This window comes from Flavobacterium ginsenosidimutans, from assembly GCF_037478105.1.
GTDB lineage: Bacteria > Bacteroidota > Bacteroidia > Flavobacteriales > Flavobacteriaceae > Flavobacterium > Flavobacterium ginsenosidimutans.
In genome coordinates this window covers 5,315,967-5,337,187 of record NZ_CP147988.1, presented here as the reverse complement: position 1 = coordinate 5,337,187, position 21,221 = coordinate 5,315,967, and the positions used below count along the sequence as shown (strand labels likewise).

General features: G+C 33.1%; 22 protein-coding genes. 5 read left to right on the top strand and 17 right to left on the bottom strand.

Translation table 11 applies throughout. The features are described 5' to 3' along the window. Positions 1-33: 33 nt before the first annotated feature. The 17 genes from V6624_RS22820 to V6624_RS22740 form a co-directional block, all read right to left on the bottom strand. Positions 34-771, bottom strand: a complete 738-nt coding sequence (locus tag V6624_RS22820; RefSeq protein WP_338840341.1) for a carbon-nitrogen hydrolase family protein — start codon at positions 769-771, stop codon at positions 34-36. Positions 772-781: 10 nt separating this feature from the next. Continuing rightward, positions 782-1,099, bottom strand: coding sequence for a gamma-glutamylcyclotransferase family protein (locus V6624_RS22815; RefSeq protein ID WP_111288920.1), 318 nt, complete (start codon positions 1,097-1,099; stop codon positions 782-784). An 81-nt stretch (positions 1,100-1,180) separates the two neighbouring features. Continuing rightward, a complete protein-coding gene (gene trpB, locus V6624_RS22810; protein WP_111288918.1) occupies positions 1,181-2,362 on the bottom strand; it encodes a tryptophan synthase subunit beta in 1,182 nt (393 codons plus the stop codon). A gap of 12 nt (positions 2,363-2,374) precedes the next feature. Beyond that, a complete protein-coding gene (locus V6624_RS22805) occupies positions 2,375-2,986 on the bottom strand; it encodes a phosphoribosylanthranilate isomerase (protein WP_239455708.1) in 612 nt (203 codons plus the stop codon). A gap of 126 nt (positions 2,987-3,112) precedes the next feature. Next, the gene (gene trpC, locus V6624_RS22800) at positions 3,113-3,892 is read right to left on the bottom strand and encodes an indole-3-glycerol phosphate synthase TrpC (protein ID WP_111288914.1); all 780 of its coding nucleotides are present in this window, start codon (positions 3,890-3,892) and stop codon (positions 3,113-3,115) included. 47 nt (positions 3,893-3,939) lie between these two features. Beyond that, complete coding sequence (gene trpD / locus V6624_RS22795) at positions 3,940-4,932, bottom strand: anthranilate phosphoribosyltransferase (RefSeq protein ID WP_111288912.1); 993 nt, start codon at positions 4,930-4,932, stop codon at positions 3,940-3,942. 94 nt (positions 4,933-5,026) lie between these two features. Beyond that, positions 5,027-5,593 carry an anthranilate synthase component II gene (locus V6624_RS22790; protein ID WP_111288910.1) on the bottom strand — a complete coding sequence of 189 codons (567 nt, stop codon included), beginning with the start codon at positions 5,591-5,593 and terminating at the stop codon, positions 5,027-5,029. Between the two features lie 84 nt (positions 5,594-5,677). Next, positions 5,678-6,121, bottom strand: a complete 444-nt coding sequence (locus V6624_RS22785) for a hypothetical protein (RefSeq protein ID WP_338840338.1) — start codon at positions 6,119-6,121, stop codon at positions 5,678-5,680. Positions 6,122-6,224: 103 nt separating this feature from the next. Then, positions 6,225-7,625, bottom strand: coding sequence for an anthranilate synthase component I family protein (locus V6624_RS22780; protein ID WP_338840337.1), 1,401 nt, complete (start codon positions 7,623-7,625; stop codon positions 6,225-6,227). A 299-nt stretch (positions 7,626-7,924) separates the two neighbouring features. Beyond that, the gene (locus tag V6624_RS22775) at positions 7,925-9,205 is read right to left on the bottom strand and encodes a hypothetical protein (protein WP_338840336.1); all 1,281 of its coding nucleotides are present in this window, start codon (positions 9,203-9,205) and stop codon (positions 7,925-7,927) included. A gap of 206 nt (positions 9,206-9,411) precedes the next feature. Next, positions 9,412-9,978, bottom strand: coding sequence for a YceI family protein (locus V6624_RS22770; RefSeq protein WP_111288902.1), 567 nt, complete (start codon positions 9,976-9,978; stop codon positions 9,412-9,414). Between the two features lie 38 nt (positions 9,979-10,016). Further along, positions 10,017-10,649, bottom strand: coding sequence for an NAD(P)H-dependent oxidoreductase (locus V6624_RS22765; protein ID WP_338840333.1), 633 nt, complete (start codon positions 10,647-10,649; stop codon positions 10,017-10,019). Positions 10,650-10,662: 13 nt separating this feature from the next. Further along, positions 10,663-11,121 carry a MarR family winged helix-turn-helix transcriptional regulator gene (locus V6624_RS22760; protein ID WP_198856630.1) on the bottom strand — a complete coding sequence of 153 codons (459 nt, stop codon included), beginning with the start codon at positions 11,119-11,121 and terminating at the stop codon, positions 10,663-10,665. Positions 11,122-11,409: 288 nt separating this feature from the next. Continuing rightward, the gene (locus V6624_RS22755) at positions 11,410-12,987 is read right to left on the bottom strand and encodes a glycerol-3-phosphate dehydrogenase/oxidase (protein WP_338840329.1); all 1,578 of its coding nucleotides are present in this window, start codon (positions 12,985-12,987) and stop codon (positions 11,410-11,412) included. A gap of 360 nt (positions 12,988-13,347) precedes the next feature. Continuing rightward, complete coding sequence (locus V6624_RS22750; RefSeq protein WP_338840327.1) at positions 13,348-13,824, bottom strand: DUF6691 family protein; 477 nt, start codon at positions 13,822-13,824, stop codon at positions 13,348-13,350. An 11-nt stretch (positions 13,825-13,835) separates the two neighbouring features. Beyond that, on the bottom strand, positions 13,836-14,399 hold the full coding sequence (locus V6624_RS22745) for a YeeE/YedE family protein (RefSeq protein ID WP_250837179.1): 564 nt from the start codon (positions 14,397-14,399) through the stop codon (positions 13,836-13,838). Between the two features lie 90 nt (positions 14,400-14,489). Beyond that, positions 14,490-15,905, bottom strand: a complete 1,416-nt coding sequence (locus tag V6624_RS22740; protein ID WP_338840326.1) for an MBL fold metallo-hydrolase — start codon at positions 15,903-15,905, stop codon at positions 14,490-14,492. Between the two features lie 203 nt (positions 15,906-16,108). Here V6624_RS22740 and V6624_RS22735 point away from each other — a divergent pair, with 203 nt between their 5' ends. From V6624_RS22735 to V6624_RS22715, 5 genes are all read left to right on the top strand, one after another. Next, a complete protein-coding gene (locus V6624_RS22735) occupies positions 16,109-16,699 on the top strand; it encodes an HD domain-containing protein (protein WP_286968960.1) in 591 nt (196 codons plus the stop codon). Between the two features lie 377 nt (positions 16,700-17,076). Then, on the top strand, positions 17,077-18,423 hold the full coding sequence (locus V6624_RS22730) for a cytochrome ubiquinol oxidase subunit I (RefSeq protein ID WP_338840322.1): 1,347 nt from the start codon (positions 17,077-17,079) through the stop codon (positions 18,421-18,423). Positions 18,424-18,425: 2 nt separating this feature from the next. Beyond that, the gene (gene cydB, locus V6624_RS22725; protein WP_338840321.1) at positions 18,426-19,502 is read left to right on the top strand and encodes a cytochrome d ubiquinol oxidase subunit II; all 1,077 of its coding nucleotides are present in this window, start codon (positions 18,426-18,428) and stop codon (positions 19,500-19,502) included. A gap of 288 nt (positions 19,503-19,790) precedes the next feature. Further along, positions 19,791-20,375, top strand: coding sequence for a hypothetical protein (locus V6624_RS22720; RefSeq protein WP_338840320.1), 585 nt, complete (start codon positions 19,791-19,793; stop codon positions 20,373-20,375). Next, on the top strand, positions 20,365-21,117 hold the full coding sequence (locus tag V6624_RS22715; RefSeq protein ID WP_338840318.1) for a hypothetical protein: 753 nt from the start codon (positions 20,365-20,367) through the stop codon (positions 21,115-21,117). The genes V6624_RS22720 and V6624_RS22715 overlap by 11 nt, the downstream gene beginning before the upstream one ends. Positions 21,118-21,221: the final 104 nt, after the last annotated feature.

The following is a 21,221-nucleotide window of genomic DNA, read 5'->3' as shown; positions in this document are numbered from 1 at the left end:
CAAGTTTTCAAAATTGTTAGGTGTTTTTTTACTTTAATTAATGATAATTTTACTCGTCCAATCATCACCTTTTTTTTCAACAAGCAATAATCCAGAATCTGAATCATTCATTTGGGCAACTAATTCTCCTTTGTTATTCCAAAAAGCACTTTGACCTGCTGAAGGCGATCCCCAAGATTCTCCGCTGAAATTCGACATCAAAACATTCATTCTATGTTTTTCAGCATAATTTTGTAAATCTCTGTACGCATTCGGAATTCCATTTGGTGAAAAGAAAATACTGGCAATATAAATATCAGTGTCTCTTTTCTTCGCATTTTCAGGATGCAGCGGATTATCAATATCGGCGCAAATCGCAAAAGAAATATTTTGATCTTTTATAGTAATCATCGGATTATGAGCCAACGAAGATTGAAAAAAATCATCTTCTCCTTCATGCAAAAACTGTTTCGTATAAATAGAAACCGAATCATCTGGAGCTATAATAAATTCGCCAATAAACATTTTAGAATCTATCAAAATTGGCGCTCCAGCAATAATGACCATATTGTTTCTAACCGATAATTCTTTTAAATGATCGATTCGATAATCATCTTCTGTAAAAATTAGTGCTTCTGCATTTTCTCTTTCATATCCAGTAATCGATAGTTCTGGAAAAGCAATCAAATTGGCGCCATTTTGAGCCGCCAAATCAATAAGATGATAATGATTCAGTAAATTAGCAGATATATCTCCGCGTTTTGGTTTTGTTTGCGCCGCAGCTAAAATCATTTTTTGAATGTTAATTTTCGATATAAATCCAAGCTGTTTCTCCCGACTGTAATGTCACTTGAACTCTTCTGTAAGCATTAGATTCGAACAGGTCTACTTTTGCTAAATCTGCATTAGAAATCGTGAAAATTACACCGTGTATAATATCTGTTGGATTTTCGCTGGCTACTGCTACAACATAATCGGCCATTCCAAACTCTTCTTCAATTTTTAAACTTTTGAGTTTATAGCCTAATACTTGATCTGCAGTACCAGTTAATACTCTATTAAAAATTTGTCTTTGAATTTCTTTTGATCGTAATGTTCCGTATGAGAATAACTTTTCCATAATTACTATTTTCTCGTTATTTGGTTATTTTGAATAAAAACTTAATTCATTAAAGTAAATTATCCAAAAGTATAACTTTTATTACAATTTAAAATATTCAATATAATTATCTAAATCTTTATCTCCACGTCCAGAAAGACTGATTACTACAACATCTGTGGGCTTAAATTTCTTCTGATCCAGAACCGCAAAAGCGTGTGCACTTTCAATTGCTGGAATAATTCCTTCTAATTTTGTTAATTGAAGACCAGCGTTCATAGCATCATCATCGGTTACAGAGAAAAATTCTCCACGTCCAGTTTGAGCTAAATGCGCGTGTAAAGGCCCAACTCCAGGATAATCCAAACCTGCAGAAATAGAATAAGGTTCTGTAATTTGTCCGTCTGGGGTTTGCATTAAAAGTGTTTTACAACCATGAATAACACCAACTTTTCCTAGTTTACTAGTTGCAGCGCTGTGTCCACTGTCAACACCTTTTCCAGCAGCTTCAACCGCGATAATTCCAACTTCTGGTTCGTGCAAAAAGTGATAATAAGTTCCAGCGGCATTACTTCCTCCGCCAATACAAGCTACTACATAATCAGGATTCTCACGACCTTCTTTTTCTTTTAACTGCCATTTGATTTCCTCAGAAATAATGCTTTGGAAACGTGTCACCATATCTGGGTAAGGATGTGGCCCAATTGCAGATCCGATTATATAATGTGTGTCAACTGGGTTATTAATCCAATCACGAATTGCCTCATTTGTAGCATCTTTTAAAGTTCTTGAACCCGAAAGTGCCGGACGAACTTCTGCGCCTAACATTTTCATACGTGCCACGTTTGGTGCCTGACGCGCGATGTCGATTTCACCCATGTAAACGATGCATTCAATTCCCATTAAAGCACAAACTGTTGCGGTTGCTACACCGTGTTGGCCAGCTCCAGTTTCGGCAATAATTCTTTTTTTACCTAAACGTTTTGCAAGTAAGATTTGTCCAATTGTGTTGTTAACTTTGTGTGCTCCAGTATGGTTTAAGTCTTCTCTTTTTAGATAAACTTTGGTATTGTATTTCTCAGATAAACGTTTTGCAAAATACAACGGACTAGGGCGTCCAACGTAATCTTTCAGCAATTGGTTGAACTCTGCTTTAAAATCAGGTTCATCCATTATGCTTAAATACTTCTGACGTAGTTCTTCTACATTTGGATATAACATTTCTGGAATATAAGCACCGCCAAATTCTCCGTAATATCCTTTTTCGTTAACGTTAAAACTCATTTTGTTTAAATTTTAAAAGTTGGCAACATCAAATTTTCGCTTGAAATTGCTTAATAGATTTTTATTTTTAAGCCCTGGTTCGATTTCAAATTTACTATTTACATCAACAGCGTAAATCGGTAATTTGGTTTTTGAAATTTCTTCAATCGCTTTTAATTCATTCATTCCAATACCGCCGCTCAAAAAGAAAGGCTTTTTCGAATTGTATTTTTTTAATATGCTCCAGTCGAAAGTTGTTCCGTTTCCGCCTGGAAGTTTTCCTTTTGTGTCAAACAGAAAATAATCGCAGACATTTTCAAAAGGTTTTATAATTTCAAAATCAAAATTTTCATCGGCCGAAAAGACTTTGATAATTTCAATTTTCTTTGGAAGTTTTTCTTTTAATGCTGAACAAAATTCAACAGATTCTTCTCCGTGTAATTGAACTGCTTGTAAATTGTATTTTTCTACTTTTTCTAGAATTTCTTCCTGACTTTGATTGACAAAAACGCCTACTTTTTTGATTGTTTTTATCAATTCGGGAACATTCCCATTGCAATATCTAGCAGACTTTTCCCAGAAAATAAATCCCATATAATCGGGTAGGAGCGCGCCTACTTCGAGGATATTTTCTGGGTATTTCATGCCGCATATTTTGAGTTTCATTTTTTTTGATGCTTTAAGCAGTAGGCAATAAGCTTTAAGCTCTTTGCTTTGTGCTGATTTTTTTATTTAACTTTTGCTAAAAGCTTATTGCCTATAGCTTACGGCTTACAGCTGACTTATAAAGTCAATCGCCGCTTTTCCTGCGTTATCAGTTTTCATGAAGTTTTCTCCAATTAGGAAACCTTTGTATCCGTAAGGTTTAAGTTCTTGAATGGCTTCAATTGATGAAATACCGCTTTCAGAAACTTTTACAAAATCATTCGGAATTTGAGATGCCAATTCTTTACTGAAATCTAAACTTACTTCGAATGTTTTTAGGTTTCTGTTGTTTACACCAATCATGTCTAAAGTCGGCATAATAGATTTTTCTAATTCTTCTTGATTGTGAACTTCCAGTAAAACTTCTAAGCCTAAATTTTTAGCAAATTGAGATAATGATTTGATTTCTTCACGCGTTAAAACGGCTGCGATTAATAAAATTAAATCGGCTCCGTGAGCTTTTGCTTCTAAAATTTGATATTCGTCTACAATAAATTCTTTTCGTAAAAGCGGAATATTTACTGAAGCTCTTGCTAAAAGTAAATCGTCTAAAGATCCGCCGAAATATTTTCCATCGGTTAAAACAGAGATTCCGCAAGCACCTGCATTTTCGTAACCTTTTACTACTTCTTCAACTGTAAAATTATTGTTGATGATTGATTTTGAAGGTGAACGGCGTTTGTGTTCTGCAATAATTCCAGAATTACTTTCTTTTAATTTCTGACTAAGAGAAATGGTCTGTTTTCCAAAAAATACAGAAGCTTCCAACTGAGAAACCGGAATAATCGATTTCTTCAAAATCACTTCTCTTTTTTTGTCTATTATTATTTTATCTAAAATGTTCATTTTTTTAAGGTGCTAAGATTCTAAGATACTGAGATACTAAGCTTTTTTTAAAGTGATAATTGTTGTAATTTTTGTAAAGCTTTTAATCCTTTTCCAGATAGCAAGCTTTCTTTTGCTAATTCAAAACCTTCTTTTGGAGAACATTTTGTAACGGTTGAAATTGCCATTGCAGCATTGGCACAAACCACATTATTTTGAGCTTCGTTTCCTCTTCCAGAAATGATATTCGTAAAAATTTCAGCAGATTCTTCAATTGTTTTTCCACCTTCAATTTCTGTTTGAGATAAAAGACGAACGCCAAAATCTTCTGGATTCAGCATTCCTTCCATGTGATTAGAAATCGTTTTGGTTGGTCCAGTTAACGAAATTTCATCATATCCGTCAAGTGAATGTAAGATCGTGAAATTGGTATCGGTATTTTGATATAAATACGCATACATTCTCGCCAGTTCTAAGTTGAAAACTCCAACCAATTGATTTTGTGGAAATGCTGGATTAACCATTGGTCCCAACATATTAAAGAATGTTTTTACTGCCAATTCTTTTCTAATTGGTCCAACATTTTTCATTGCTGGGTGAAATAGGGGAGCGTGCAAAACGCAGATTCCAGCTTGATCGATACATTTTTCTAAAAATGAAGGATCGTTGCTGAATTTAATTCCCATTTTCTCCATTACGTTGCTTGATCCAGAAATGGATGAAACCCCGTAATTTCCATGTTTTGCCACTTTTATTCCTGCTCCAGCAGATACAAAAGAAGCTAAAGTCGAAATGTTGAAAGTGTCCTTTCCGTCACCGCCAGTTCCGCATAAATCGATCGTATTGTAAGCTGATAAATCAACTCGAATACATAATTCTAACAAAGCTTCGCGAAAGCCAGAAAGTTCATCAATAGTAATGCTTCGCATCATAAAAACAGTCAAAAATGCCGAAATCTGACTTGGATTATATTGACCGCTTGAAATATTAATCAATACGTTTTTTGCTTCTTCTTTAGTAAGAACTTCGTGGTTGATTAATTTGTTTAATATAGTTTTCATTTATTTTTAAAGTTGCTAAGGTTCTAAGATGCTGAGATTCTAAGTTTTTTGTTTCATGTTTTCTGTGACTGAAAACTGAGACTGCGACTAAAAATTAACTTTTAATCCAATTCTCTAAAATCCTTTTGCCATTTGGTGTTAATACACTTTCGGGGTGGAACTGAACGCCTCTCACATCATAACTTTTGTGTCTTAAAGACATAATTTGACCATTTTCGTCAACAGAAGTTGCTTCTAAATCTTCTGGTAAATTACTGTCTACAACCCAAGAATGGTATCTTCCAACTTCAAATTCGTTTCCTAAACCTTCAAACAAAATTTCATCCGAAACTACTGTTTTTACATTTGTTGCAACGCCGTGATAGACTTTATCAAGGTTTGAAAGCGTTCCTCCAAAAACTTCTCCAATTGCTTGTTGTCCTAAACAAACTCCAAGAATACTTTTCGTTGGGCTGTATTTTTCGATTACTGCTTTTAATAAACCTGCTTCATCTGGAATTCCTGGTCCTGGCGAAAGTAAAATTTTCTCGAAAGATGCAATTTCATCAATATCAAATTCGTCGTTTCTGTAAACAGTAACTTCGCAGTTTAAATCTTCTAGATAGTGCACTAAATTGTAAGTGAAACTATCGTAATTGTCTATAACTAAAATCTTTTTCATTTTTTTAAGGTGCTAAGTTGCTAAGATTCTAAGGCTTTAAGTCTTTACTGAAAACTGAGACTGAGACTGGCAACTAATTTTTTATTATTTCTCTCGAACGTATTTTTCAATAATAATTCGATCTATTCCTAATTTTTCTACTTTTTCTATTCCTTTTTGAATTAAAGTGTCGTTTTGAACTTTCACTACAAATTCAAATTTGTTCTCTTCCCAATCGCGGTTGTTGAAATACTCTAAATTTTCTGTGTAAATACTGTCTTTCAAAGTATATTTTCCGCCTCCGCCAAAGAACAATGCTGTTGTTGAATCTTTTCCGTTTTTTAAATCATGATTAAAAAAAGCAAAGTGTGTATCGTTTATAATTTTAATCATTTTTGTTTTTCTATTGAAAGTTGAAAAGGTCGAATCTTTCTCAATGGTTTCAGCTGATATAAGACGCCAGGTTCCTTCAATCGGATTCTGCTTTTTCTCTGAATTACAAGAAGTCATAATAATGATTAAAACTAAAATTGATATTGCTTTTTTCATATTTTGTGGTTGTTTTTATGGTTTGTTTTTTAATTGCTTAAGGTTTCACGTTTCAAGTTTCACGTTCCAACAACTTGAAACGTGAAACAAAAACAACTTGAAACTAAATTTGTTCTGCCATTTCTAGCGCTGTATTCAAAGCTCTTAACTTATTGTAAACCTCTTGCATTTCGCTTTCTTCGTCAGAACTTGCTACAATTCCAGCTCCTGCTTGACAGTGCAATTGGTGATTTTTAGAAAGGAAAGTTCGAATCATAATCGCGTGATTAAAGTTTCCATCAAAATCCATAACTCCAATTGCGCCTCCATAAAAATTACGATTTGTTTTTTCGCAATCTTCAATTAATTGCATTGCTCTATGTTTTGGTGCACCACTCAAAGTTCCTGCTGGGAAAGTATCTGCTACAACTTGCATCGTAGTTGCTTTTTCGTGTAAATGTCCGGTAACTTTTGAAACTAAGTGGATTACGTGAGAGAAAAACTGAACTTCTCTATATTTTTCTACATTAACATCGTGACCATTTCGGCTTAAATCGTTTCTTGCCAAATCAACAAGCATAACGTGTTCACTGTTTTCTTTTTTGTCTTCAGAAAGTTCTTTAGCTAAAAGCGCATCACGTTCGTCATTTCCAGTTCTTTTGAAAGTTCCCGCAATTGGATGAATTTCAGCTTTTCTATCTTTTACGATAATTTGTGCTTCTGGCGAAGAACCAAATATTTTGAAATCTCCATAATCAAAAAAGAATAAATATGGAGAAGGGTTGATGCTTCTTAAAGCTCTATAAACATTGAATTCGTCTCCTTTGAAACCTTGAGTAAATCGGCGAGAAAGAACCAATTGGAAAACATCTCCACGGTAACAATGTTTTTTGGCTAAAGCCACATTTGCTTTAAATTCCTCATCGGTTAAATTAGAGAAACCTTCGCCTTCTTTAGAAAATTTATAAGAAGCTATATTTCTAGATTGCAATAATTGCTCTATTTCTGAAATATTATTTTTTCCGTCAAGACTGTGGCAGAAAATATAAGCTTCGTTTTTAAAATGATTAATTGCAATAATGTTTTGATAAACAGCATAAAAAACATCTGGAATCGAAGTTGCGTTGTCTTTTTTAGCAATTGAAACTTTTTCGAAATAACGAACTGCATCATAAGAAATGTATCCGAATAAACCGTTATTGATGAATTTAAAATCGTTTTTTTCTGATTTGAATTGGCTTGAAAATTCCTGAATTACCCGAGGAATATTTGTCGAAGAATCGATATTGATTTTTTCTGAAGTTCCATCTGGAAAAGTTTTAGAGATAACTTCATTTTCAATTTTAATAGTAGCAATTGGATTGCAGCAGATGTAAGAGAAACTGTTGTCATTTCCATGATAATCACTACTTTCTAGTAATAAACTATTTGGGAATTTATCTCTGATTTTGAAATAAATACTCACTGGCGTAACTGTGTCTGCCAGAATTTGTTTGTAATGTGTATTAAGAATAAAAGGTTTCAAAATATATAGTTTTTAATTCGTTAGTTGTTTTTTCGTTTAAAATTGGACCAAAAAAAAAGGCTTGTCGTGATGACAAGCCTTTTTAATTTATAGTTTTTACAATACCATAGGAAGCTTTGTTCACGACGTTTGACGTAAATTGTTCCACCACCAAGTATTGTTTAATATTGTTCTCATATCTGTTTTTGTTGTGACAAAGATATAAATGTAATTTGAATTGAAGTATATAAAATTTGAAAAAAAACTTTTCGAATCTGTAAAATTTGTTAAATTTTATTTGAATTTACTTCAATAACTCTTTAGTTTCCACTTGCTACCGTGTTATTTACGCTTAATCTAAAATCTGGATTTCCTTTGATGTTTGGAAGCGCAAATAATTCAATAAGTTTCAGTTTAGTATATTCTATTCCATAAGCTGGGTTACCATAATAACTTTTTATACCAGGAATATTACTTCCAGATTCGCTTTCGATTTCACCAGTACAATTGTTTGCGATAACATTTTTAAAACTAATTTTTGACAAATTAGCTTCTCCATTTCCAATATTTCCTTCCAATAAAACAAAAGGAGCAAATCCAGAAACGACACTATTTGTTAGATTAAAAAAAGTATTTTCTCTAATATAAGCAGATTCTCTTACCAAACCTTGATTGTTTTCTTCTAGATTAACCAAAGTAATATTGCTTGCATTGATTTTGGTCATCTTTTTAGTCATGTCTGTGTTGGCAACTTTTTCGTAAGAGTCTACCTCAAAACATCTTGAACCCGAAATATCTGAAGAAAATGGGTGGCGAATTGCAATACTATTACTGATGTTAATTTGAGCACCTTGCGTGAAATCAAAATCATCATCTGTTGTTCTAAATGAAATCAAATTAGTCAAATTCAAATCTCCACCATAACATTCGAAAGAATCATCATTAGAAAAGCTAATTTGGACATTGCTTACAATTGTTTTTCTTCCAACACCAGCAAGAGAAAGGCCATTAAGTTCTTTAGAAGCACTTAATTTTCTTCCAGCATACTCGATTCGAACATATTTTAGAATTCCTGAATTATCTTCAGGATCCTGACCTCCGTAATGATTTAAGTTTGGATCTAAATCGAAAGGTAAAGTGTGAATACCTCCTAAAGTGTTTATTGGAGCTTTTCCTAAAACAATAATTCCACCCCAGTCGCCTGGTTTTCTGTTGTTTATTTCGTTTTCTGAAGTAAAAATAATTGGATCAGTTTCTAATCCTTCTGCTACAATTTTTGAACCATTTGTGATTACAAGAGTTCCGCAGGTTTTATCATCACCTCGTATTACAGTTCCTGGCTCGATCGTTAAAGTTGCATTATTTGTAACGTACACAACACCAACTAAATGATAAACATTACGTTTTACTAATCGCATATCTTTATCAATTGTTCCGGCAATTATATTGGTTGCTTCGCCATAGTCATTAGTAGCAGGCTTAAAGCTCGTCCAGTTATTCATCCAATTTGAAGTTCCTATTATTCCTTTTGGCTGTTGTTGAGCTTGTACGAAAAAGCTGGCAATTAGACTTATACATGCAATACGTAATTTTGTTTTCATAACTATAATTTTAATTTCTAGTTTTTGATTTTTTTAATTGTCCCAAAATTAGAAGCCGTATGTTAATCAAAGCTCTGATACTTATTACGAAAGCGTTATTATACTATTAAGAACGTTAAGGTTATGAAAAGTTTTAAAAAAAAATAAACCCCAACAGTTTGAACTGCTGGGGTTTGAGATATTTATGAACTAGTAAGCTTGAAATATTAGAATTTTAAAGCTACAGCTAATTCAAATTCGTCGCTGATAGTTTTGTCTCCTAAACCTTCGAAGAAACTACCTGAACCGTATTTAATATCGTATTTAGTTCTGTCAACTTTGAAAGCAGTTGTAGCAGTGTTTCCATTTACAGTGATATCAAAAGTTACAGGTTTAGTGATTCCTTTAATAGTTAAATCTGCAGTTACAGTGTAAACGTCAGTAGATTTTGCACCGATAGTTTTGAAAACTAATTTTGAAGTTGGGAATTTGTCAGTTCCGAAGAAATCGTCAGCTTTTAAGTGACCGTTTAATTTTCCTTGGTATTCTCCAGTTAAATCTGTAGAAGTTAATGAAGTCATGTCAACTGTGAAGCTACCACCAACTAATTTTTTTCCTTTGAAAACTACTGCACCGTCTTTGAAATTTACAGTTCCAGAGTGCTCTCCAGTTACTTTTTTACCTACCCATTTAATAGTAGATGCTTTTACGTCGATTTTTTTAGTTTGAGCGTTTACTGAAATTCCAGCTGCTGCTACGAATAATGCTATTGCAATTGTTTTTAAATTTTTCATGTTGTTAAAATTAAAATTTGAATTTGATTAATAAATAATTATAGAGTGATAAATAATTCTTCGTGTGATTTTCTAACTTTTTTCTGGTGTTGAGATTTGTCGTCATCATGTCTGTAACCAACAGTTGCGATTACTGAAGCATTTAAACCTAATTTGTCAAAACCTAAAATTTCGTTGAATTGAGCTGCATTGAAACCTTCCATTGGAGTTGCATCAATTTTTAATTCAGCAGCTGCATTAAGTAAGTTTCCTAAAGCTAAATAAGTTTGTTTTGCTGTCCAGATATGTTTTGCATCTTCTGATAAATTAGCGATTACATTTTTCATCATGTCGCTAAATCCGCCTAAAGCTTCTGCAGGAACACCTCTTACTTCGCTAATATTGTTGATGTATTTGTCTACAGAACCTGCATCAAGGTTTAAATCATTTGCAAAAATGAATAGGTGAGAAGCGTCTGTAATTTGAGTTTGTCCCCAAGCTGCGCCTTTTAATTTTTCTCTTAATTCTGGATTTTCAACAATAACTACTTTATAAGGTTGTAATCCGTATGAAGAAGCACTTAATCTAACGGCCTCTTTTAGTGTATTTAAATCAGCATCTGATATCTTTTTTGAAGCATCAAACTGTTTAGTTGCGTATCTCCAATTTTGATTTTCTAAGAAATTGCTCATAGTATTTATTATTTTATTTGTTGGTTCTATATTTTTCTAATAATTGATTTAAGAAAACTAATTCTTCTGGTTTTAAATTGTTTGCAAATGTCTGCTCATGCTCATCTACTTTCGGATCTAATTCTTTTAAAACATCCAATCCTTTTTGAGTAATCGAAACTTCAATTTTTCGACGATTATCTGGACAGACATTTCGGGTTACAAAATCCTTTAATAATAATTTGTCTACCAATCGCGTTGTGTTGCTTGTTTTGGCAAGCATTCGCTCTTGTATCACGCACATATTAGCAGGCTTTCCTTTTTGTCCTCTTAATATACGTAACACATTATATTGTTCTCCAGACAAATCATACGGTTTGATTAACTCGTTGAAATGATCCTGAATCACATTCTGCGTGTACATGATATTCAGAATAACTTTTTTCGCATTATCCATCTTAACCGTACTCTTAATAACTTCTTCAATTGTCATAGTCGTAAGTGTATAATTTGTATATACAAATGTAGAACTTTTAATAGTTGTATATACAAATGTTGTGTTAATTATTTGTTAATATGTTTAATTGCGCTTTTAGCAAGAACAAAAAGGATAATTTCTAGATACTAAAATTAAAATAATTTTCCAATATAACGTTTTGATATATTGTGAATTAATGATTTTTTAAACTCAAAAAGTAATTTTGATCTGCAATATTTTTAAATGGCTTTTTGTAAGATGATTTCAAAATAAAAATTACTCAAAATCGTCTGAATTTACTATTTATTGGAATTCTGAGAGAAGAAAACCGTTTGCAATTTGTCTGAAATTGGCAATTTCTGTGTTAATCCAAGCTTCATCGTGTTCTAATTCTTTAGCAATTACCCTTGCTGTTTTCTCCGAAACTTCAATTGCAGCTCTCGCATCTAAGAACAATAAACGAACTCTTCTCGCTAAAATATCATCTACAGTTCTTGCCATTTCATAACGAATTGCCCAAACGACTTCAGCCATTGTAAATTCGTGATCAGGATGCAGTTTTTCTTTTAATGCTGGCTCGCTTTCTTGTAATTCAATTATTTTCGGAATATCCGAACCATATATATATAGATGATTTTCTCTATCTAAAGAATTTGTAGATTTATTTCCATGAATGGGAAGATGTTCTGTGCGACATTCTTTCTGAGGCAATTTTCCACTTTTGATAGCTTTGTCAATAATATCTTGAGCAATTTTTCGGTACGTTGTCCATTTTCCGCCAGTAATAGTAATTAGCCCTGTTTCTGAAACTATAATTTTATGGCTTCTAGAAACTTCTTTGGTGCTTTTTCCTTCTTCTTTTGGAGCTGCCAATGGACGCAATCCTGCAAAAACAGAAAGTACATCTGCTCTTGTTGGTTTTTTTGCTAGAAAACGTTGTGCCGTTTCGAGAACAAACTGAATTTCGCTTTCCAAAGCAATAGGTTCTAAACTTTGCTTTTTAATTAAAGTATCAGTTGTTCCAACCACAATTCGATTATGCCACGGAACAGCAAATAAAACTCTTCCGTCTTTTGTTTTAGGAATCATTAAAGCATTTTCACCTGGAAGAAAAGATTTGTCAAATACTAAATGTATTCCCTGACTAGGAACAATGTATTTTTTATAAACGTTATCATTCAATTTCATGATTGCATTTGTAAAAACTCCAGTCGCATTTATTATAGCTGAACCTTTTACATCATATTTAGTTCCGTTTTCCTGATCTTGAACTTGAACACCAATAACCTGATTTCTGTCGTCTTTTAGCAAATTGACAACTTTTACATAATTTAAAACACAAGCTCCGTTTTCTACAGCCGTTTGAGCAAGGTTAATTGCTAAACGAGAATCATCAAATTGGCCATCATGATAAATAACGCCATTCACCAATCCATTTTCTTCTACGTTTGGAAGCATTTCAATAGTTTTCTTTTTCGAAAGATATTTAGAACTTCCTAAGCTAAGACAGCCAGATAATAAATCGTAAATTTTTAATCCAATAGTGTAAAAGTAACCACTAAACCAATGATAATTTGGAATAACGAAAGATTGATTTTTAACTAAATGATTTGCATTTTGCGCTAATAATCCTCTTTCCTTTAAAGCTTCTCTAACTAAATGAACATCACCTTGTGCCAAATAGCGCACTCCGCCATGAACCAATTTAGTGCTTCGGCTTGAAGTTCCTTTTGCAAAATCTACGGCTTCAAATAAAACAGTTTTGTAGCCGCGACTTGCGGCATCAATTGCAGTTCCGAGTCCGCTTGCTCCACCACCTATAATTATTACGTCCCAATTTTCGGTATTTTGTAGTTTGGTTAATTGTTCGGAACGATTCATGTTTTGGCTTTAAAAATTTATTTTTAAGGAAATGTTGTTGAAAGCAAACTTAACGAAATGAAATTAAAAATTGATGAAGAAATATTCCGTAGGAATATCTCGTTGGTAGAAAAAAGATAATATCGTTTTACGTTGTGTCCTGTAGGGACACTTGTTTTTTATAAAAATGGGATATTCAATCATTAATCAAACGTTCCTATGGAACGTGTAAACGGAATTCAAATTTAATTTCTACCAACCAGACATTCCTACGGAATGAATAGGTTATTAAAATGCAAAACCCGACAGGTTTAAAAAATCTGTCGGGTTTGTTACGTTTTCCAACTTGAAACCTGAAACAAATAAAACTTGAAACAAATTTTAATGTGGAAGTTTATCCTTAATCAAACCATAAACCCAAGTTCCCGCAATTGCGCTTACAAGAGTAACAACAATTACAGTTGCACCCGTACCAATTTGAGCAAAAAGCGGACCTGGACAAGCTCCAGTAATTGCCCATCCGAAACCGAATAATAATCCGCCGTAGATTTGTCCTTTGTTGAAAGTCTTTGGCTGAATTTCGATTTTTTCGCCATCAAGAGTTTTGATATTAAATTTTTTAATCAATTGTACCGATATTAATCCCACTACGACAGCGCATCCAATTACGCCATACATATGAAACGATTCCAAATTGAACATTTCCTGAATACGAAACCAACTGATGATTTCTGCTTTTACGAATACAATTCCGAAAAAGATCCCAACGATTAAGTATTTTAGGTTTGCTAATGTGTTTTCTTTTTTCTGGCTTGCGTTGATTCCTTCGTCGTCTATATTTTTATTTTCTAAACTCATTTTTGAAATTTTTAAAGTGAAAGAATATAAGGTAAAATCAAAAGTGCCATTACAAAACCGCCAATCATAAAGCAGATTGTCGCTACTAATGAAGGCCATTGCAAGTTTGATAATCCCATAATCGCGTGTCCGCTTGTGCAACCGCCAGCGTAACGAGTTCCGAAACCTACTAAAAATCCGCCCACCACAATCATGATAAATCCGCGAAGCGTTAATAAACTTTCCCAAGAAAATAATTGTGAGGGAACTAAACCACTGTGGTCTGTAATTCCGTAAGTAGCTAATTTCTCTGATAATTCAGGAGCAATTTCCACCGGATTTGGATTTGATAAAAAGTGAGCTGCAATAAAACCACCGAAAAATATTCCAAGAACAAAGAATAAATTCCAGCTTTCTTTTTTCCAGTCGTATTTAAAAAACGAAATATTCGCTGGAATACAAGCCGCACAAATATGACGTAATGAAGAACTAATCCCGAAAGATTTATTCCCGATAATTAATAAAATTGGAACAGTCAATCCAATTAGTGGACCTGCAACATACCAAGGCCAAGGTTCTTTAATGATTTCTAGCATAATTTTTTAAGGTTCTAAGTGGCTAAGATTCTAAGTTGCTAAGGTCAAAATCTTAGAACCTTAGAATCTTAGTAGCTTAGCATCTTTAAATTATTTTAATACTTTACTTTGACAAACAAAATCCGATTTTGGGATATTGGTTTTAGAAATCGCTCCGAAACCTCCTTCAACTTCAGAGAAATTTCTGAAACCTCTTGCTTGAAGGATAGAAGCAGCAATCATACTTCTGTAACCTCCAGCGCAATGCAAATAAAAATGCTCATTTGGATTAATATCTTTTACCCAGTCATTAATATAAGCCAAAGGTTTGCTGTAAGCATCATCAATATGTTCTGCTGCGTATTCTGTTTCTTTACGGATATCTACAACTTTATCTTCTCCAAATTTAAACTCATTTGCAAATTGTTCAGCAGTAATTCTGTTAACAGTATCAATTTCAAAACCTGCATTTTGCCAAGCTTCAAAACCGCCTTCCAAATGTCCGATAATCGTATCAAAACCAACACGGCTTAAACGCGTTACAGTTTCTTCTTCCATGCCAGTAGTAGTAACCAAAATAATTGGCTGTTTTACATTAGCAATTAAAGTTCCAACCCACGGAGCAAAATCACCATTGATTCCGATATTGATAGATTGCGGAATAAATCCTTTGCTGAAATCTGCTGCGCTTCTTGTGTCTAGAATTAAAGCTCCCGTTTCTTCTGCAACAGCTTCAAATTCTTTTGCGTTTATAGCTTTCATACCGTTGTGTAAAACAGTTTCAAAACTTTCGTAACCTTGTTTGTTCATCGCAACGTTCATGCTGAAATAGGCTGGAGGAGGCAATAAACCGTCAGTTACTTCTTTGATGAATTCTTCTTCGGTCATATTGGCACGCAAAGCGTAATTTGTTGCTTTTTGATTTCCGATAGTCGAAACGGTTTCTTTGCTCATGTTTTTTCCGCAAGCGCTTCCTGCACCGTGCGCTGGATAAACAATAACGTCATCAGCCAAAGTCATGATTTTATCTCTTAACGAATGATATAAAATTCCAGCCAATTGATCTTGTGTCATTCCAGCTGCTTTTTGAGCTAAATCTGGACGTCCAACATCTCCAATAAATAAAGTGTCTCCAGAGAAAATGGCGTGATCTTTTCCATTTTCATCAATCAGTAAAAAAGTAGTACTTTCCATGGTATGACCTGGAGTATGCAGTGCTTTAATTGTTATTTTTCCGATTTTGAATTCCTGACCGTCTTTCGCAGAAATGCAATCAAATTCGCAAGCAGCATTTGGACCGTAAACGATTGGCGCTCCAGTTTCTTTGCTTAAATCAACGTGACCTGAAACGAAATCAGCGTGAAAATGCGTTTCAAAAATATATTTCAGCTTTACTCCATCACGCTCTAAACGATCCAGATAAGGCTGAATTTCTCTAAGCGGATCAATAATGGCCGCTTCACCATTTGAAGTGATATAATATGCACCTTGAGCAAGGCATCCGGTGTAAATTTGTTCTATTTTCATGATAGGTATTGTAAAATGATGGGTTACAAAGGTAACTTTGTTTTTTAAAAAAATAGGTGACTAATGTTACAGAAATTAGGTTTTTGTGTAAAAAATGTGGAGTTTACCATAATCGATTGAGATAAATTAATTTTAAGTTGAGCAATTACGCTTTAAGCTTTAATTTTGTATATGACGAATGTCATTTCAAAACAAAAAAGAAAATGAATACACAGGACTTAATAGATCAAATTGCTTTTATAAAAGAAATTGATAAAGTAAAATACATTCAGCGCAAAACAAAATTATTCAACAGTGATAGATGCGAAAATGATGCAGAACACAGTTGGCATTTGGCTTTAATGGCAATTGTTCTGGCAGAACATTCAAACGAACCTATCGATGTCTTAAAAGTAGTAAAAATGGTTTTGATACACGATATAGTCGAAATTGATGCTGGTGACGTTTTTATTTATGATACCGTAAAAAGTCATGATAATACAGACGAAGAACGTTTAGCCGCAAATAGAATTTTTGGTTTGCTTCCAAAAAAACAAGCAGAAGAATTTATTTCCATTTGGGAAGAATTTGAAGCTGGAGAAACCAATGAAGCCAAATTTGCAAGATCTATGGATAGATTAGAGCCTTTATTGCAAAATACTTCTAACAATGGTGGCACTTGGAAAGAATTTGGAGTGAAATACGATAAAGTCTATGAAAAGAAAAGCGTCATTAAAAATGGTTCAGCATCTTTATGGAATTATGCTGAAGGTTTAATTAACGAGAGTGTTGAAAAAGGGATTTTAGAAAAATAACCAATAATAAGACACAATCAAAATCAAACATAGCCTGCGGTTTCAATCGCAGGAAACGTATCGGATATGCATTGTGTTCCCATGGTTGAAACCACGGGCTATGTTTTATCACGTAAATCTAAACGCAATCTTGTCATTTCGACCGAAGGGAGAAATCACACGCGGTATTCCTCAACGAATATTTCCAATCTTTGTTGAGTTTCTAGTGTGATTTCTCCCTTCGGTCGAAATGACAAACTTTGTGAAAATTGTAAGTGTAATTAACACCTTTAAATTGTTGAAAAGTTTAACAAATATCAGGCGATAAACTTTTTTTAAAGGAGGTTAATTCGGGTTGTAATGGTTAAATTTGTGGAACTTCATAAACAAATACCATTATGGAAGAAATGCTCTTTTATGATCGAATGCAATTTGCCTTCACGATTACTTTTCATTATCTTTTTCCACAACTTACAATGGGTCTTTCGTTGATCATTGTGTACTTCAAGTGGAAATACTTAAAAACTAAAGACGAACAATACAATCACGCCACCCATTTTTGGATGAAAATCTTCGCCCTCAATTTCGCAATGGGAGTTGTAACGGGAATTCCGATGGAGTTTCAGTTTGGAACCAACTGGGCTAAATTCTCCGAATTAACAGGAGGAATTATCGGGCAGACTTTGGCCATGGAAGGAATGTTTTCTTTCTTTCTTGAATCTTCTTTTCTAGGAATATTTTTATTTGGAGAAAAACTTCTCGGACATAAATGGCATTTTGTTACCGGATTATTAATCATGATTGGTTCTTGGGCCAGCGGATTTTTAATCATCGCCACACATTCGTGGATGCAGAATCCAGTTGGTTACGAAATCTTGGAAAACGGAAAATTTGTATTGAATAATTTCCAAGCTTTATTTTTAAATCCGTGGCTTTGGCCGTCTTATTTGCATAATCAAGCCGCTTCGTTAGTAACAAGTTCTTTTGTTGTTGCAGGAATTGGGGCTTTTTATATTTTAAGTAAAAAGAATGTTTCTTTCGGGAAATTGTTCTTAAAAACAGGAGTTATTTTCGGATTGATTTCGAGCATTTTTGTTGCTGTTCCAACAGGAGATTTATTGGCTAAAAATGTTGTGAAATATCAGCCCGTAACTTTTGCAGGAATGGAAGGGATTTTTCATACCGAGAAAAAAGGTTCTGAAATTGTCTTAATTGGTCAGCCTGATGTCAAAGACAAAAAATTGGATAATAAAATCGCCGTTCCAAATATTTTGAGTTTCCTTACTTACGGAAACTGGGATCAAGAAATAAAAGGTTTAGATCAATTTGAAGAAGATTTGCATCCAACCAATATTTCAGGACTGTATTATGCCTATCATATAATGGTTGGACTCGGAACTGTATTTATTGGATTGATGGTGCTTTCGCTTTTTCAATTAATTAGAGGAAAATTATTTGAAACTAAATGGCTTTTATGGTCACTCATGTTCATGATGCCGTTTCCTTATATCGCCAACACAACAGGCTGGTATACGGCCGAATTAGGAAGACAGCCTTGGTTGGTTTACAATTTATTACGAACAGCATCGGGTGCTTCACCAACAGTTTCTTCTGGAAATACCTTGTTTACATTGCTTGGTTTTATTGGATTATATCTTTTACTAGGAATGCTGTTTTTACTTTTGGTTGGGAAAATTATCAATAAAGGTCCGCATCATGTGGAACTTTCAACAGAAAAAATATAAGTATGGAATTTTTTTGGTACGTAGTTTTAATGGGAATTCTGGCTGTTTATCTGGTTTTAGACGGCTATGATTTTGGTGCAGGAATTATTCATTTATTTTTTGCCGATACAGAAAAAGATAAAAAAGCGATTACAAATGCAATTGGTCCGTTTTGGGATGCTAATGAAGTTTGGTTAATTGCGGCAGGAGGCGTTTTGTTTTTTGCTTTTCCAACTTTATATGCTTCTTCTTTCAGCGGATTTTATTTGCCTCTAATAATGATTTTATGGCTTCTGATTTTTCGTGCCATCGGATTAGAAATGCGCGGACAAGTACACAATCATATGTGGGAAAGTATTTGGGATAAAGCTTTCGGAATTGCAAGTTTGCTTTTGGCTCTTTTCTTCGGAATTGCTTTGGGAAATATCGTTCGAGGCGTTAATCTTGGAATGGTTCAAAATGGAGTTTCTACGCAGGAAGCACATTATTTCTTTTTGCCTTTATGGAATCCAACTTTTAGTCCGCAAGCGAATGAATTAGGAATTATTGACTGGTTTACACTTTTCTTAGGAATTGTGAGTGTTGTTGCTTTGACGATTCACGGTGCAAACTGGATTATTTATAAAACGAATTCTGCTTTAAATCCGAAATTGAAAAAAGTGGTTTTTGCTTTGAATATTGTTTTGTTGATTTTGGTTTGTATTTCGTTGCAAGTATGGCATTTTATTGAACCTAAACCGTTTCATAATTTTGTTGAAAATCCGATTCTTTGGTTTTTTCCATTGTTGACTTTTGTTGGAATTTTAGGATTATTCAAAGTGCGTTCCTTCAAAAAAGATGGTCACGGATTTCTATTTTCGACTTTGTTTTTAGTTGGCGGATTTGCTTCTACAGCAGTTTCAATTTTTCCGAATGTTTTGCCATCAACCAATAAAGTGAATCCGTCTTTAACGATTTATAATACCGCCGCTCACGAATATGGATTAAACGCTGGTTTGAGTTGGTTTTTTATCGCTTTGTTTCTGGTGATTATTTATTTTATTATTCAGTATCGTGTTTTCAGTGGGAAAATGGATGATATTGGGTATGGTGAGCATTGAGTTTTTTGTTTGCCACGAATTCACTAATTTTCACGAATTAATTATACGATTAGCCTCCAGTTTTAACTGGAGGTTTTTGTTTGAATTTGTAAAAGGCTTTAGCCAAAACGCAAAGTTTGGCTAAAGCTTTTTGCTTTTATAAATTTGGTTTTTCCGTCTAAAGATTGAAGTCTCTTGAGAAAATAAAAACTAGATTTAAGTACTATTTTACTTGTTTAATTCATAAGTATTTTTGTTATTTGCCAAATAAGGAATTCGAAATTTAATTAATAAAAAGCAGTAATTGTAATGAAGAAAAAATACTTAGGAATAGTAGTAAGTTTTTTTCTTTTTCTTTTAATCGCTTTTATCATATTAACTAAAGTGAATTTTCTAAATTACAGAAGCCCAAAAACTTATAATGAAATCGATCGGATTACCTTAAATGATTTTAGAGGATTAGAATTTTTTCAAAATTCATTATATGGTAATGAGCATTTTGCATATATAAAAACTACTATTGACTATGGTTTTGAAAAAGATTCAATAAAGGTTGAGTCTTTTTTTCATCCTTCGAGTTCTTACGTCTATAATAGAAAAGCTTTTAGTAATGAATTATTAAACCATGAACTTTATCATTTTAAGATAACAGAGCTGTATGTTAGAATGATTAAAATGCAGATTTCAAATGGAAAAAAAAGAAGTAAAAATGAAATCGAATATTTAATTGATGAACTAAAAAATGAAGAAAGACAATTTCAGCTGAAATATGATGATGATACTTTTCATAGTTATGTTTTACATGAGCAAAAAAAATATGAAAAAAATATAGATAGCCTATTAACCTTTTATAATAATTTTAAAAATCCCAAAGTTCGTGTATATGAAAAATAATAAAATCTTTTTTTTATCTCTTTTGTTTCTAAGTGTAATTGGTTGTAAGGAAGAAAGTAAATTTCCTCTTGATAAAAAATATTGGGATGTAGAAGATTATGATTATGTAATAAGAGAGATTAAATTTGCGAATCCAGATGAAAAAATGCCAACATTTGATGATCCTGAAACGAAATTAATTATTGAAAAATTTACAGATGAAGAGAATTATAAAGTCGTTTTAGATGACAATCAATTAGGCTTGAAACATAGAAGCGAGATCGGTCAACAGTTCTTTAATAAATGGAGAGATATGGTAACCATTTACAATGCAACTGATAGAACAGATAAATATCTTTATGAGAGGGAATATCTTGAAGTTTATAATTTTGGATTAGGATTGCAGATTAAATATTTTAAAATTGGAAATGAAGAGATAATTGAGAGAGCAGATGATCCAAATTCGTTATCAGTACAAAATACAGTAAACTCGAATACAGAAACTCTAGTTAATAATATGATTCTTTATTTGAATGAAATAAATAATGAAAAAGCATATACAAATACAGGTTTAGATTTATTAGCAAATGGAATTGATGAAAATTTTACTGAGTTGGTTAATACTTATCCAAACTATAATTACGGCAATTTGCTTGAAAAAATTGATTTAATGCTTAAGAAAACTAAATCCGAAAATATAAAAAAATCATTAGAAAAACTAAAGACACTTATTGAGTCAAAGAAAACTACTAAAGCTATATAGTATTTAGCTTTAGCCTTTAATTTTGCTGTTTAGTTTGAGAATTAACAAAAACCTCCAGTTTTAACTGGAGGTTTTTTGTTTTGATGAATTAAGGCTTTAGCCAA

Coding starts and splice junctions, on each gene's coding strand:
- V6624_RS22760 (WP_198856630.1), bottom strand. CDS start 11,121: ATGACAATTGAAGAAGTTATTAAGAGTACGGTTAAGATGGATAATGCG.
- V6624_RS22715 (WP_338840318.1), top strand. CDS start 20,365: ATGAAAAATAATAAAATCTTTTTTTTATCTCTTTTGTTTCTAAGTGTA.
- V6624_RS22785 (WP_338840338.1), bottom strand. CDS start 6,121: ATGAAAAAAGCAATATCAATTTTAGTTTTAATCATTATTATGACTTCT.
- V6624_RS22775 (WP_338840336.1), bottom strand. CDS start 9,205: ATGAAAACAAAATTACGTATTGCATGTATAAGTCTAATTGCCAGCTTT.
- V6624_RS22755 (WP_338840329.1), bottom strand. CDS start 12,987: ATGAATCGTTCCGAACAATTAACCAAACTACAAAATACCGAAAATTGG.
- V6624_RS22735 (WP_286968960.1), top strand. CDS start 16,109: ATGAATACACAGGACTTAATAGATCAAATTGCTTTTATAAAAGAAATT.
- trpB (WP_111288918.1), bottom strand. CDS start 2,362: ATGAGTTTTAACGTTAACGAAAAAGGATATTACGGAGAATTTGGCGGT.
- V6624_RS22750 (WP_338840327.1), bottom strand. CDS start 13,824: ATGAGTTTAGAAAATAAAAATATAGACGACGAAGGAATCAACGCAAGC.
- trpC (WP_111288914.1), bottom strand. CDS start 3,892: ATGAACATTTTAGATAAAATAATAATAGACAAAAAAAGAGAAGTGATT.
- cydB (WP_338840321.1), top strand. CDS start 18,426: ATGGAATTTTTTTGGTACGTAGTTTTAATGGGAATTCTGGCTGTTTAT.
- V6624_RS22790 (WP_111288910.1), bottom strand. CDS start 5,593: ATGAAAAAGATTTTAGTTATAGACAATTACGATAGTTTCACTTACAAT.
- V6624_RS22820 (WP_338840341.1), bottom strand. CDS start 771: ATGATTTTAGCTGCGGCGCAAACAAAACCAAAACGCGGAGATATATCT.
- V6624_RS22770 (WP_111288902.1), bottom strand. CDS start 9,978: ATGAAAAATTTAAAAACAATTGCAATAGCATTATTCGTAGCAGCAGCT.
- V6624_RS22730 (WP_338840322.1), top strand. CDS start 17,077: ATGGAAGAAATGCTCTTTTATGATCGAATGCAATTTGCCTTCACGATT.
- trpD (WP_111288912.1), bottom strand. CDS start 4,932: ATGAAAACTATATTAAACAAATTAATCAACCACGAAGTTCTTACTAAA.
- V6624_RS22805 (WP_239455708.1), bottom strand. CDS start 2,986: ATGAAATACCCAGAAAATATCCTCGAAGTAGGCGCGCTCCTACCCGAT.
- V6624_RS22740 (WP_338840326.1), bottom strand. CDS start 15,905: ATGAAAATAGAACAAATTTACACCGGATGCCTTGCTCAAGGTGCATAT.
- V6624_RS22765 (WP_338840333.1), bottom strand. CDS start 10,649: ATGAGCAATTTCTTAGAAAATCAAAATTGGAGATACGCAACTAAACAG.
- V6624_RS22745 (WP_250837179.1), bottom strand. CDS start 14,399: ATGCTAGAAATCATTAAAGAACCTTGGCCTTGGTATGTTGCAGGTCCA.
- V6624_RS22720 (WP_338840320.1), top strand. CDS start 19,791: ATGAAGAAAAAATACTTAGGAATAGTAGTAAGTTTTTTTCTTTTTCTT.
- V6624_RS22815 (WP_111288920.1), bottom strand. CDS start 1,099: ATGGAAAAGTTATTCTCATACGGAACATTACGATCAAAAGAAATTCAA.